This window comes from Billgrantia hypersalina (assembly GCF_052584175.1).
In genome coordinates this window covers 115,076-128,232 of sequence record NZ_JBMIQI010000008.1, presented here as the reverse complement: position 1 = coordinate 128,232, position 13,157 = coordinate 115,076, and the positions used below count along the sequence as shown (strand labels likewise).

The following is a 13,157-nucleotide window of genomic DNA, read 5'->3' as shown; positions in this document are numbered from 1 at the left end:
CCGCTGCTGCTTTCCGTTTGTCGATCACAGAAGAGAGAACCGAATGAGAGGACTCAAGCACAAGACCGTCATCGTCACCGGCGGCGGTGGTGGCATCGGCCGTGCCGTATCTCGGCGCTTCGCTGCAGAAGGCAGCAAGGTGGCGGTACTCGACCGTGACCTCGACGCCGCCCGCACCACGGTGGAACTGATCGCCGAAGCCGATGGCCAGGCCCGCGCCTATGGCGCCGACATTACCGACTATGGCGCCATCGTCGCGACTGTCGAGCGCATCGAGGCCGAGCTCGGCGTGCCCCGTGTGCTGGTCAACAATGCCGGCTTCGACCGCTTCATGCCGTTTCTCAAGACCGAGCCGGCGCTGTGGGAATCGCTGATCGCGGTGAACCTCACCGGCGCGCTCAACATGCATCACGTGGTATTGCCGAAGATGATCGAGGCCGGCGGCGGCAAGGTGATCAATATCGCCTCCGATGCCGCCCGGGTCGGCTCCTCCGGCGAGGCGGTCTATGCCGCGTGCAAGGCCGGGCTGCTGGGACTGAGCAAGACCCTGGCCCGCGAGCTCGCCACCAAGGGCGTAACCCTCAACGTGGTCTGCCCCGGCCCCACCGACACCGCCCTGCTGCAGGGTTTCGCCGAGACTTCCCGCGACCCCGAGAAGCTGCTCGAGGCGTTCCGCAACGCCGTGCCCATGCGCCGCATCGGCCAGCCCGAGGACTATCCCGGGATCATTGCCCTGCTCGCCAGCGACGACGCCGACTTCATTACCGGGCAGGTCATCAGTGTTTCCGGCGGGCTCACCATGGCGGGCTAGCCAGCGCTGATTCATAGCTGCGTTCGCGCCCTTGGTGAAGAGATAGCCGACGGCGGTGCGCGAAATACCGTTTCAGGAGATCGAGATGAACTACGAAGACATTCTCTTTGACGTCGACGACGGTGTGGCGACCATCACGATCAACCGTCCGGAGCGCTACAACGCCTTCCGCGGCCAGACCTGCATGGAGCTGCTCGACGCCTTCAACCGCGCCGGCTGGGACAAGTCGATCGGTGTGATCGTGCTGACCGGTGCGGGCGACCGGGCATTCTGCACCGGGGGCGACCAGGGGGCACACGCGGGACAGTACGACGGCCGAGGCATCATCGGCCTGCCGGTGGAAGAGCTGCAGACATTGATCCGTCAGGTCCCCAAGCCGGTGATCGCCCGCGTCAACGGTTTCGCCATCGGTGGTGGGCATGTGCTGCATGTGGTATGCGATCTGTCCATCGCTGCCGACACGGCCATCTTCGGCCAGGTCGGCCCCAAGGTGGGCTCGGTGGACCCGGGTTTCGGCACCGCCTATCTGGCCCGAGTGATCGGCGAAAAGCGCGCCCGCGAGATCTGGTACCTGTGCCGCAAGTACAGCGCCGCCCAGGCGCTGGAGTGGGGGCTGGTCAACGCCGTGGTGCCGCCCGAGCAGCTCGACGAGGAGGTACGCCGTTGGTGCGACGAGATCCTCGAGAAGAGCCCCACCGCACTCTCCATCGCCAAGCGCTCGTTCAATGCCGACAGCGAGAACATCGCCGGGATCGGCGCCCTGGGCATGCAGGCGCTGAGCCTCTATTACGAGACCGACGAGTCGCGCGAAGGGGTGGCCGCGTTCAAGGAGAAGCGCACGCCAGAGTTCCGGAAATATTACAAGTGACGGCCCCTGCCACGAGGACGACAGCATGAACTTTGCCTTTACCGAACAGCAGCAGGCCATTCGCGAGAGCGTGGCGCGGCTGGCCGCCGATGTCCTGGCACCGCGCTACCGCCTCCGCGAGCAGGAGGCGCGCATCGAGCGTGAGCTCATCGCCCAGCTGGGCGAGATGGGTTGCCTCGGCGGAGAGCTGCCTGATGCTTATGGTGGCAGCGGCCTTGACTGCGTGACCAGCGGCATCATCGTCGAGGAAATCGCCCGCGGCGATTTCAACGTTGCCTATCTGCCGCTGCTGGCCTCGCTCAACGGTCAGATCATCGCTCGCTACGCTCGCCCCGAACTGGCCCGGGAGTGGCTGACCGCAATCACCGCCGGGCGCAAGGTATGCTGCATCGCTCTGACCGAGCCCCACGGCGGTTCTGACGCCGCCAACCTCAAGCTCAAGGCCACCCGCGATGGCGAGCGCTTCCTCCTCAACGGCGAGAAGACATCGATCTCCATGGCTGACCAGTCCGACGTGGCAGTGGTGTTCGCCCGCACCGGCGCCCCGGAGCAGCGCGCCGGCGGCATCAGCGCCTTCCTGGTGCCGATGGATCTGCCGGGCATTTCTACCAGCCGTTTCGAGGACTCGGGTCAGCGCGCCATTGGCCGGGGCTCGATTTTCTTCGACAATGTCGCGGTACCGGCCGATCACATGCTCGGCGACGAGAGCCAGGGCTTCAAGCAGGTGATGCAGGGCTTCGACTACAGCCGCGCGCTGATCGGTCTGCAGTGCCTGGCGGTGGCCCAGCAATCGCTGGACGAAACCTGGCAGTGGCTCACCGAGCGCGAGGCCTTCGGCCAGAAACTGGCAGCGTTCCAGGGGCTGACGCATCCGCTGGCGGAGTACCAGACCTACGTGCAGGCCGCCCGCCTGCAGTGCTACTACGCGCTATGGCTGAAGGACAGCGAACGGCCTCACACCAGCGAGGCGGCCATGAACAAATGGTGGGGGCCCAAGCTCGCCTTCGATGCGATAAAGCAGTGCATGCTGGCCCACGGCCATACCGGCTGGGGCGAAGACATGCCCTTCTCCCAGCGCATGCGCGACGTGCTGGGGCTGCTGATCGGCGACGGTACCGCGCAGATCATGAAAAACATCATCGCCCGCCAGGCGCTGCCCAGATGAGCAGCCTCATCGCGACCGGATGCCCTGACCTTCGCCTGGCGGCCCTGCTCGACAAAGGAGTGCCATCAATGGCGATTCAGGACGACAAGAGCGTGGCCAACCGGCTGTTCTTCCGTCTCTTCCAGGCCAGCAACATCCTGCAGAAGCAGACGGTCGGCCAGGTCGGCCTCACCACGGTGCAGTGGGCCGTGTTGGGCGCCCTGTCGCGCAAGGGGTACGAGAAGGGTGTTTCCTTCAACCAGCTAACCGAGTACCTGATCGTCAGCCGCCAGAGCCTCGACGGCGTACTCAAGCGGCTCGAGCGGGACGATCACGTGCAGCGCATACCGCATCCGGAAGACAAGCGGGCACGCCTGATTCTGCTCACCGACAAGGGCCGCGCCTTCTGGGAGAGCCTGCAGCCGAGAATCCATGAATTTTACGCCCAGGGGCTCGCCAACTTCACCTTCGACGAGACGGTAAGCCTGCTGCACTACCTCAACAAGTTCCAGAAGGACCTGGAGTCCATCGCCATGCAGGAAGTCCCGACCGTCGAGCACGAGGAGACCTGACCACCCACCACGCCAAACCCGACCCCGAGCGACACCCTTTCGAACCACAACAACAATGGCTTCGTCATGCGACGAGGCAGGAGAGTTCGTATGTCCGCAAAACGTCAATTCGCTCTGAAAACCGGCCTGCTGGGCCTGGCCGTTGCGCTTGCTGCCGGCAGTGCCCAGGCCGAGATCAGCGACAACGAGATTCGCATCGGCTACCTCGCCGACATGTCCGGCCCCTACCGAGACCTGGCCGGTCCCGGCGGGCTGGAGGCGCTGCGCATGGCCGTGGAGGACCACGGTGGCAGCATTCACGGCGCGCCCATCGACGTATTCAGCGCAGACGATCGCAACAGCGCCGACGTGGGCGCCAATACCGTGCGCGAGTGGATCGACCAGCGTAACGTCGACATGGTCGGCGGGTTGGTCGCCTCCTCCGTCACCATCGCCGCCACCCAACTGCTCGCCGAGCACGACAAGATCGGCATGGTGGCCGGTGCGGCAGCGCTCAGTGTGACCAACGAGCACTGCACACCCAACCACATTCAATGGGTCTACGATACCCATGCCATGTCCAACGGCACGGCCCGCGCCATCGTCGATGAGGGCGGCGATACCTGGTATATCATCGCCGCCGACTACGCCTTCGGCCACTCGCTGGAAGCCGACGTGGAAAAGGTGGTGGAAGCGAGGGGCGGCCAGGTGCTGGGCAAGGTGCGACACCCCCTCAATACCGCCGACTTTTCGTCCTACATGCTGCAAGCCCAGGGCTCCGGGGCGAAGATCGTCGGCCTGGCCAACGCCGGTGCCGACACCGTCAACGCGATCAGTACCGCCGGGCAGTTCGGTCTGGCGGAATCAGGCCAGGCCTTGGCGGGACTGATGGTGTTCCTCAACGACATCCATGCGCTGGGCCTGGAAACCACCCAGGGCATGCAGCTCACCACCGGCTGGTACTGGGACATGAACGACGCCTCACGCGCCTGGGCGCAGCGCTACTTCGCGCGTGTCGGCCGCATGCCGACCATGGTCCAGGCCGGGGTCTACTCCAGCGTGATGCACTACCTCAACGCCATCGAAGCTACCGGCACGGACGATGCCGCCACGCTACGTGCCTGGATGGGCGAGACGCCGATCAACGACATGTTCGCCTCCAACGGCGTGATTTGCGAGGACGGCCGCATGGTCCACGACATGTACCTGGTTGAGGTGAAGTCGCCGGAGGAGTCCGAAGGCGAATGGGACCTCTACCGCATCCTGCGTACCATCCCGGGCGACGAGGCCTTCCTGCCACTGGAGCGGAGCGGTTGCAGTCTGGTCAATTCCTGAGCGCCTGCCGGACCGCTCCGCCAGCGGTCCGGCAGCTTCATTGAGGAGTGATTCATGCATGTCGACGATGCCATCCAGAGCCGTAAGTCCGTTCGCCGCTTTCTGCCCGATCCGGTGAGCTGCGAAACAGTCGCGCACATCATCGAGGTAGCCAGCCGCGCACCCAGCGGCAACAACATCCAACCGTGGAAAGTGCACGTAGTGACGGGCGTCGCGCGGGAGCGCCTGAGCAATTCCATTCTCGCTGCCTACGATGCGGGCGAGGATCACCATCCGGAGTATGACTACTACCCTACCGCGTGGTTCGAGCCCTACCGTGAGCGACGCCAGCGCTGCGGCTACGGACTCTACGAAACACTCGGCATCAAGCGCGAAGACAAGGTACGCCGCCACGCGCAGATGCGTCGCAATTTCCATTTTTTTGACGCTCCGGTAGCCATGATCGTGACGCTGGACCGGCGGCTCGAGGCCGGCAGCTACATGGACGCCGGCATGTTGATCCAGAGCCTGATGCTGGCCGCCCGTGGCCAGGGGCTGCACACCTGCGCCCAGGCTGCACTGGCCTGGTACCACGCGATCATTCGGGAGCAGTTGGGGCTCGAAACCAACGAGCTTGTGCTGTGCGCCATCGCCCTGGGCCATGAAGCCCCCGAGGCACCGGAGAACCACTTCATCACCGAGCGCGAGCCGTTAGCGTCTATCGCCACCTTTCCACGGCTTCTGCACGACATGACGCCAAACCCTGTTCGCACCGAGGCTTGCGCGCCTAGCCCAGACCAAGGTCGTGTTGCGACGTGCCAGCGGGGGCGCAACCATGTGAGCGAACGTACGTACGCTATACGTACACCAGCATTTACTTAACAAGGCCCGAACATGTGTGAACCCTGCGCTATCGTCACCGGCGGTGCCCGCAATATCGGCCAGGCGATCGCTCTGCGCCTGCAGCAGGACGGCTATCGCACCATCGTGCTGGATATCGTCGCTCCCGAGGCCGAATCGCTGAGGGACGATGCGCGCCTGGTCGACCTCAGCGAAGTGGAGGCCACCCGGGCGACACTCGCCGAGATCGCCGAAAACCATGCGGTGGCTTGCCTGGTCAACAACGTCGGGATCGTCGCGCCGGCACTGCTCGACGAGACGCGGGTGGAAGACTTCGATCGTTTGATGCACCTCAACGTGCGCTCGGCGCTGGTCTGCATCCAGGCATTGCTGCCGGGCATGCGCCAGCGCCGCCATGGTCGTATCGTCATGAACGCCAGCCGTGTGGTGCTGGGCAAGGAGGCGCGCAGCCTCTACAGCGCGACCAAAGGCGCGCTGCAGTCCATGGCCCGCACCTGGGCACTGGAGTTGGCCGGCGACGGCATCACGGTCAACTGCGTTGCCCCCGGCCCCATCGCCACCACTGCCTTCTGGGAGAACAATCCACCGGACTCGGAGCGCGCACGGCGCATCATCGACAACATCCCCGCGCAGCGCATGGGTCAGGCCGAAGACGTGGCCCAGGCGGTGAGCTTCTTCTGCGACAAGCGCAGCGGCTTCGTGACTGGCCAGACCCTGTTTGTCTGCGGCGGCGTCAGTGTTGGCTGACCCTTCGCGCTAGACGACACGGCGCTGGCGCAGCGCGTCGATCTCCTCCGGTGTCTTGCCGAGCAGCTGCGCCAGTACGGCCTCGGTATCCTCACCCAGCGCCGGCGGCGCCTTGCGGTACTCGATCCGGGTGCGCGAGTACTTGATCGGGTTGGCCACGCCGGGAATCGGCCCATAGTCAGACTCGAGTTCGATCTTCATCTCTCGCGCCTGGACCTGGGGGTCTTCGAACACCTGGGCAATATTCTGGATCGGCCCGCAGGGCACCGCGATCTCACCCAGCAGCGTCATCCATTCAGCCGCGGTACGTGAGCGAGTGATCTCGACCATCAGCGGCACCAGCTCGAGGCGATGGCGCACCCGCTCGGGATTGGTGGCGAAGCGCGGGTCCTCGGCCAGGTCGCGGCGCCCCACCGCCCGGCAAAAACGCTGGAACTGACCGTCATTGCCAATGGCGATGATCACCTTCTCTCCGTCGGCGGTGGGGAACGGCTGGTAGGGCACCAGGTTGGGGTGGTATTCGCCGGTGCGGGTGGGCGGCGTGCCGCTGCAGAAGTAGTTTTGCGCCTGGTTGGCCAACCAGCTCACCTGAACGTCGAGCAGCGCCATGTCGATGTACTGCCCCTCACCGGTCATGTGCCGGTGGTGCAGCGCACCGAGAATGGCGATGGCGGCATTCATGCCGGTGGTCAGATCCGCCACCGCCATGCCCACCCGCTGGGGGCCGGCACCCGGCTCGCCGTCAGCCGCGCCAGTGATGCTCATCAGCCCGCCCTGGGCCTGGATCAGGTAGTCGTAGCCCGCCATGGCGGCCATCGGCCCGGTCTGGCCAAAGCCGGTGATCGAGCAGTAGATCAGCCCCGGGTTGATGGCTTCCAGAGTGGCATGATCGAGCCCCTTGCGCGCCAGGCCGCCGCTCTTGAAGTTCTCCACCAGGATGTCACTCTCGGCGGCGAGCTCGCGAATCAGCGCCTGGCCCTCGGGTTTGCTCATGTCCACGGTGATGGAATGCTTGCCGCGGTTGGCCGACAGATAATAAGCCGACTCGCGGGTCTCGTTGCCGTTGCGATCCTTGAGCCAGGGCGGCCCCCAGTGACGCGTGTCGTCGCCACTTACTGGGCGCTCGACCTTGATCACTTCTGCCCCCATGTCGGCGAGTATCTGGGTGCACCAGGGCCCGGCCATCACGCGGCTCAGGTCGAGCACCCTCAGGCCGGTCAGCGGTCCCGCCATGTCATTGCCTCCGAATCTATTTATTCCGCACGTGTCCTGACACCTACGGAGCCTCCCGGGTCGTATCGATCTGAGACGGCAGGCGCCGCGCGGTCATGTAGCGATAGAGCGCCAACAGGATGGAGCCCAGCGTCAGGGCAATGAAGAACCAGGTAATCGGACCGCGCACGAAGATCGACAGGTCATTACCGCCAATCAATAGCGAGCGGCGTAAGTTGTCTTCGAACATCGGCCCCAGGATGAAACCGATCAGGAACGGCGCTGCCGGTATGGCTGCCCGGTTGAAGATGTAGCCCAACACCCCGAACGCCAGCATCAGCCATACGTCGAAGGTATCGTTGTTCACGGCGTAGGCCCCGTAGACGCAGAACATCAACACGATGGGGAAAAGGATTTCCTTGGGGATGTCGGCAATCAGCGAGAAGTACTTGATGGCACCGTTACCCACTACCAGCAGCACCAGCGAGCTGAACATGATCCCCATGAATAACGCATAGATAAGGGTAAGGTTTTCCTGGAACATGACCGGTCCGGGAGTCAGTCCGTGGACCATGAAGGCGCCGAGAATGATCGCGGTGATCACGTCGCCAGGGATGCCCAGCGACAACAGCGGGATCATGGTCGCCCCCGCCACGCCATTGTTGCCGGCTTCCGAAGCGGCCACGCCTTCCACCTCGCCTTTCCCGAAATTTTCCTTGCGGGGGGAACGGCGGCGGGCATCGCTGTAGGAAATAAAGGCGGCCGCCGTCGCCCCGGTACCGGGAATGGCCCCGATGATGACACCGATCAGGCTGCCACGAATGATGGTTTTCAGGCTCCGCTTCATCTCGGAAAGGGTCACGCTGGCACCGCTGGCCTTGGCCTTGAGGTGCGGCAGTGCCTTCTTGCGGTAAAACTCGATGATCTCGGGGATGGCGAACAGCCCGATGAGTAACGGAATGAAGGAAATCGAGTCCATCAGATTGTAATTGCCGAAGGTAAGTCGTGGAGAGCCATAGACTTCGTCCAACCCCACCAGCGAGAGCAGGATGCCCATCAACGCCGCCAGCAGGCCCTTGATCATCGAGCCGCTGGCCAGCGAGATGATGATGGTCAACGAGAAGCAGATCAGCCAGAAGAACTCGGGGGCGCCGAAGTTCAGGGCAATCTTGGCCAGGTAGGCGGCAAAGAAGATCAAGGCAATATTGGAGATGAAATCGGCGATGACCGAAGAATACAGCGCCATCTTGAGGGCTTTCTTGGCGTGCCCCTGCTGGGCCATCGGATAACCGTCGAGCAGCGTGCATGCCGACGCGGGCGAACCGGGCGTACGGATCAGGATGGCGGTGATGGAACCGCCGTACATGCCGCCCTTGTAGATGCCGACCAGCAGCAGGATGGCGGCAACCGGTTCCATTGAGAAGGTGAAGGGCAAGGCCAGCGCTACCGCCATGGTAGCGGTGAGGCCGGGAATGGAGCCCACTACCACACCGATGACGACTCCCAGCGCAATGGCTAGGAAGTTCTCCGGCTGGAGGAAGAGTTGCAGAACTTCCGAAACGATATCCATGCGTCATCCAGTACCCGATTGAGCAGTCAGAAAGGCATCACCGGTAGCGGCACGTTCATGACCTTGACGAAGACGAAGGTGACGGCAGCCGGGAAAATGATGGCCAGGCCATAGACCCACCAGGTGCGTACCGGATGGGCAGCGAAGAGGATCAGCGTCGCCAGGATCCCGCTGATCACCGCGCCCAGCGCCTCGAAAAGCGCGACGTAGACCACCAAGCCCACCATCATCAGGGCGAAACGCCACCACGGCCCCTTATCGATACGGCGCCCATCCTCCTTGTCGGTGTTGTCAACCAGCAGCCCCTGCACGATCAGCAGGAGGGAAAAGCCGAGCAACAGCCAACCCACGATACGCGGCAGCCAACGCGGTGACATCATGGGACTTTCCAGTATCGGAGGCTCGCCGATGTAGTTGGGCACCAGGTAAAACAACAGAATGGCGGAAGCGATCAGTGACACGACACCGGCCAGGACGTCTCCCGGGTCCCGGATCGGCCCACCGCGCTTGTGAACGGGTGTCGACATAACCACCTCATCTCGAAAAACAGGTGAGGCGAGGACACTGCCCTCGCCTCATCGGTCGCTGGGTGGAACCGGACGTTACTGGCTGATGCCCGCCTGCTCGGCGACTTCTTGCCAGCGCTCCACCTCCTCGGCGATGAACTGCTTGAACTCCTCCCCCGCCACCTGGCCGGGCTCGGCGCCAAGCTGTTCGGCAAAGTCGAGGAACTCCTCGCGCTGCATCACCGCCTCGAGGGCCTCGCGCATGGCGTCCTGCGCCTCCTCGGGGAAGGACTCATGGGCGATCAGGCCGAACCAGGCGGTAGTGACGAACTGGTCAAGATTATAGTCGCCGACTTCGCTCAGGGTCGGCACGTCCGGCAGGTGCTCGGAGCGCTCGGCGGAGGTCACGGCCAAGGCCTTCAGATCACCGGATTTTATGTGCGAAAGCACGGTTGGCATATTCTCGAACGACACGTCGACGTCGCCGCCCAGCAGAGCCGGCAGCGCCGCCCCGCTACCGGCGAACGGTACCGCCGTCATGTTGGTTTCGGTCAGTGTCTTGAACAGCTCGCCCGACATGTGGATTGAGCTGCCCACACCGCTGTGGCTGAACGTCATGTTCTCCTGCTTGGCGGCCTCGACAAATTCCTCAACGCTGTCGTAGGGACTGTCGGCCGGCACCACCATGACATTGGGGATGTCGATCAGGTTCTGCAGGAAGACAAAGTCCTCGACCGGATCGTAGGCCAGATCGGGATAGATCGCCGCACCGATGGAGTGGCCCGGTGAGGCCATGAGGATGGTGTGGTCGACGTCGCGGCCACCGCGTGCCAGGCGCCCGGTCGCCACGGTAGAGCCCGCCCCGGGACGGTTCTCGACCACCACGTTGGTATCCAGCTCCTCCTGGAGCAGGTCGGCAACGCGGCGAGACAGCACGTCGGTGGTACCGCCCGGGGCATAGGGAACGACGAGGCGAACGTCGTCGCTCGGCCACTCATCAGCTTGAGCCGCCGAAAGGGACATTGCCATGGCCAGGCCGCCACCACACACCGCAAGGCAGACTTTCTTCAACACATTCTTTTTCACAGCAGTCATCACATTACCCTCTCGTCGCCGATTGGAATTGTTCGCAAAGCGCACATTTATTCGTTATGAATCGAGAGTACTGGGTTACTACCAAGGCCCAAACCCGACCTTAGTCTTAGCGAAGACGCCAACAAACACAAAAAACCCGGGCCAAACCACCACAGCCCGGGCAAGGAGGAAGCGGGGAAGCGCGCTACTCGAGCGACTCGTAGGGCAACCCGACGTAGTTCTCGGCAATGGTCTTGAGGCCAGCCTCGGATGAGGTGAGGTAGTCGAGTTCGGCCTGCTGCATTCGGGTCTCGAAGCCCTCTTCTTCGGAGAACTTGTGCAGCAACGAGGTCATCCACCAGGAGAAGCGCTCGGCCTTCCAGATCCGCTTGAGGCAGGTGCGCGAGTAGTTGGGGATCAGGTCGGTGCGGCCCTCATGATAGACCTTGACCATCAAGCGGTAGAGCGTATTGACGTCGCTGGCCGCCAGGTTGAGCCCCTTGGCGCCGGTGGGCGGCACGATGTGCGCGGCATCGCCCACCAGGAACAACCGGCCGTACTGCATCGGCTCGACGACGAAGCTGCGCAGCGGCGCGATGCTCTTCTCCAACGACGGGCCGGTCACCAGCTTGGCAGCCACCTCCTCGGGCAGGCGGCGCTTGAGTTCTTCCCAGAAGCGCTCATCGGACCACGCCTCGACCTTTTCGTCGAGCGGCACCTGGACGTAGTAGCGGCTGCGCGTCGGCGAGCGCATGCTGCACAGGGCAAAGCCGCGTTCGTGGCGGGCGTAGATCAGCTCGTCCGACACCGGTGGCGTGTCCGCCAGCAACCCCAGCCAGCCGAACGGGTAAACCTTCTCGAATTCCTTGATGCTTTCCTTGGGGATCGACCGGCGGGACACCCCGTGGAAGCCGTCGCAGCCGGCCACGTAGTCGCAGTCGAGGCGCAGCGTCTCGCCATCCTTCTCAAACGTCACGTAGGGAGCATTGCTATCGAGATCGTGAGGCTGAACGTTATCCGCCTCGTAGATCGTCATGCCGCCGGTCGCCTCGCGAGCGGCCATCAGGTCGCGGGTCACTTCGGTCTGGCCGTAGACCATCACCGTCTTGCCGCCGGTGAGCCCGGCCAGATCAACGCGCACGCGGCGGTTGTCGAAGGCCAGCTCGACGCCGTCGTGGGGCAAGCCCTCCGCATCCATGCGCTCGTCGACGCCCGCCTCGCGCAGCAGGTCGACCATGCCCTGCTCCAGCACGCCGGCACGGATGCGGCTGAGCACATACCCACCGCTCTTGCGTTCGAGGATGACATTGTCTATGCCCTGGCGGCTGAGTAGCTGGCCGAGCAGCAACCCGGAAGGTCCGGCACCGATGATGGCGACCTGTGTCTTCATGAGGAGAGCTCCGTTGTTATGACCTTGCGACGTGTGTTCGCCATGAATTGCATTTTTCAATGAAAGAGGCGCGTGGATAAGGCATGATTGACTTCATTCATTGGACATTTCGCTGACAGACCGTCGACTTTGGTCGTACCCTCGGAGGCAAGAACATGTCGGCAACTCCAGCCGCCTCGGTGCCCGTCTTCAAGCTCTATGGCGAGACCCGCCACTGGCCTACGCCGGACCTGCTGCACTGCGAATCGATACCCGAGCGCAGCCGGCTGCATGATTGGTACATCCGCCCCCATCGGCACGCAGATCTCGTCCATGTACTGCATGTCGCCGGGGGACGCGTGGAGCTCGAACTGGAAGGCAGCCGACGAGCCCTGCAGGGGCCGCTGGCGATCGTGGTGCCGGCCATGGCGATACACGGGTTTCGTTTCTCCGAGAACGTGAAAGGCCATATCGTCACCCTGGCCCAACCGCTGGCCGAGCGCCTGACACACGACTTGGCCGAGCAGGGCAAGGCACTCGCTCGTGCGGGCTACCATCCCCTCGACCGGACGCAGGCGGCGAGGCGAATCGCCACCCTGGTAGCGCAGATAGACGAAGAGTACCGCCAGCCGTCGCCGGGTCGCACCAACCTGCTCGAAGCCCTGGCCCAGGCTCTGGTCGTGGAGCTGTCGCGGCTTGCCGTGAGCCGCGATGAGCGCTCGCCACCTACCGGTCCACGCCAGCGCCACAAGGGTTATGAGCACCTGGCCAGCTACCAGGCGCTGATCGAGGCCCAATACCGGCAGCAACCCGGCATCGAGCGCTTCGCCGAGCAGCTCGGCATGAGCAGCGCACACCTCAACGCCCTGTGCCGCCGACTGGCCGATCGCAGCGCACTGCAGCTGCTTCATGAACGCCTGTTGCTGGAAGCCAAACGACAGCTCACCTACACCAACATGACCATCAGCCAGGTCGCCGACAGCCTCGGCTTTTCCGAGCCGGCCTATTTCACCCGTTTCTTCAAGCGCAATACCGGCCTCTCGCCCAAGGCGTTTCGCCTGCGCCAGGATGCCGGAGTGGGCTATAAAAACGACGCCCCCGGCCAGACGAACTGAGCGGGGGCGCAGCTT

The 13,157-nt window shown here is 63.7% G+C and carries 13 protein-coding genes; 8 read left to right on the top strand and 5 right to left on the bottom strand.

Going from position 1 to position 13,157, the window contains the following annotated elements:
• The first annotated feature begins 43 nt into the window (after positions 1-43).
• The 7 genes from ACOJCM_RS05950 to ACOJCM_RS05920 all read left to right on the top strand — a co-directional run bounded on the left by ACOJCM_RS05950 (position 44) and on the right by ACOJCM_RS05920 (position 6,296).
• Complete coding sequence (locus ACOJCM_RS05950) at positions 44-811, top strand: SDR family NAD(P)-dependent oxidoreductase (protein ID WP_445211149.1); 768 nt, start codon at positions 44-46, stop codon at positions 809-811.
• A gap of 85 nt (positions 812-896) precedes the next feature.
• Complete coding sequence (locus tag ACOJCM_RS05945; protein WP_445211148.1) at positions 897-1,679, top strand: enoyl-CoA hydratase-related protein; 783 nt, start codon at positions 897-899, stop codon at positions 1,677-1,679.
• A gap of 25 nt (positions 1,680-1,704) precedes the next feature.
• Positions 1,705-2,844 carry a cyclohexanecarboxyl-CoA dehydrogenase gene (aliB, locus tag ACOJCM_RS05940; RefSeq protein WP_445211147.1) on the top strand — a complete coding sequence of 380 codons (1,140 nt, stop codon included), beginning with the start codon at positions 1,705-1,707 and terminating at the stop codon, positions 2,842-2,844.
• 68 nt (positions 2,845-2,912) lie between these two features.
• Entirely contained in the window at positions 2,913-3,395 is a 483-nt protein-coding gene (locus ACOJCM_RS05935) for a MarR family winged helix-turn-helix transcriptional regulator (RefSeq protein ID WP_445211146.1), read from the top strand.
• Between the two features lie 90 nt (positions 3,396-3,485).
• On the top strand, positions 3,486-4,709 hold the full coding sequence (locus tag ACOJCM_RS05930; RefSeq protein WP_445211145.1) for an ABC transporter substrate-binding protein: 1,224 nt from the start codon (positions 3,486-3,488) through the stop codon (positions 4,707-4,709).
• Positions 4,710-4,763: 54 nt separating this feature from the next.
• Positions 4,764-5,570 carry a nitroreductase gene (locus ACOJCM_RS05925; protein ID WP_445211144.1) on the top strand — a complete coding sequence of 269 codons (807 nt, stop codon included), beginning with the start codon at positions 4,764-4,766 and terminating at the stop codon, positions 5,568-5,570.
• Between the two features lie 12 nt (positions 5,571-5,582).
• Entirely contained in the window at positions 5,583-6,296 is a 714-nt protein-coding gene (locus ACOJCM_RS05920) for an SDR family NAD(P)-dependent oxidoreductase (protein WP_445211143.1), read from the top strand.
• Positions 6,297-6,305: 9 nt separating this feature from the next.
• Here the strand turns inward: ACOJCM_RS05920 and ACOJCM_RS05915 are convergent, their stop codons facing one another.
• The 5 genes from ACOJCM_RS05915 to pobA all read right to left on the bottom strand — a co-directional run bounded on the left by ACOJCM_RS05915 (position 6,306) and on the right by pobA (position 12,048).
• A complete protein-coding gene (locus ACOJCM_RS05915; protein WP_445211142.1) occupies positions 6,306-7,529 on the bottom strand; it encodes a CaiB/BaiF CoA transferase family protein in 1,224 nt (407 codons plus the stop codon).
• Between the two features lie 43 nt (positions 7,530-7,572).
• Positions 7,573-9,078, bottom strand: a complete 1,506-nt coding sequence (locus ACOJCM_RS05910; protein ID WP_445211141.1) for a tripartite tricarboxylate transporter permease — start codon at positions 9,076-9,078, stop codon at positions 7,573-7,575.
• A gap of 26 nt (positions 9,079-9,104) precedes the next feature.
• A complete protein-coding gene (locus ACOJCM_RS05905) occupies positions 9,105-9,605 on the bottom strand; it encodes a tripartite tricarboxylate transporter TctB family protein (RefSeq protein WP_445211140.1) in 501 nt (166 codons plus the stop codon).
• 75 nt (positions 9,606-9,680) lie between these two features.
• Positions 9,681-10,679 carry a Bug family tripartite tricarboxylate transporter substrate binding protein gene (locus tag ACOJCM_RS05900; protein WP_445211139.1) on the bottom strand — a complete coding sequence of 333 codons (999 nt, stop codon included), beginning with the start codon at positions 10,677-10,679 and terminating at the stop codon, positions 9,681-9,683.
• Positions 10,680-10,863: 184 nt separating this feature from the next.
• Complete coding sequence (pobA, locus tag ACOJCM_RS05895; RefSeq protein ID WP_445211138.1) at positions 10,864-12,048, bottom strand: 4-hydroxybenzoate 3-monooxygenase; 1,185 nt, start codon at positions 12,046-12,048, stop codon at positions 10,864-10,866.
• A gap of 155 nt (positions 12,049-12,203) precedes the next feature.
• On the opposite strand from pobA, the gene ACOJCM_RS05890 reads away from it, so the two are divergent.
• Positions 12,204-13,142 carry a helix-turn-helix domain-containing protein gene (locus ACOJCM_RS05890; protein ID WP_445211137.1) on the top strand — a complete coding sequence of 313 codons (939 nt, stop codon included), beginning with the start codon at positions 12,204-12,206 and terminating at the stop codon, positions 13,140-13,142.
• Positions 13,143-13,157 lie beyond the last annotated feature (15 nt).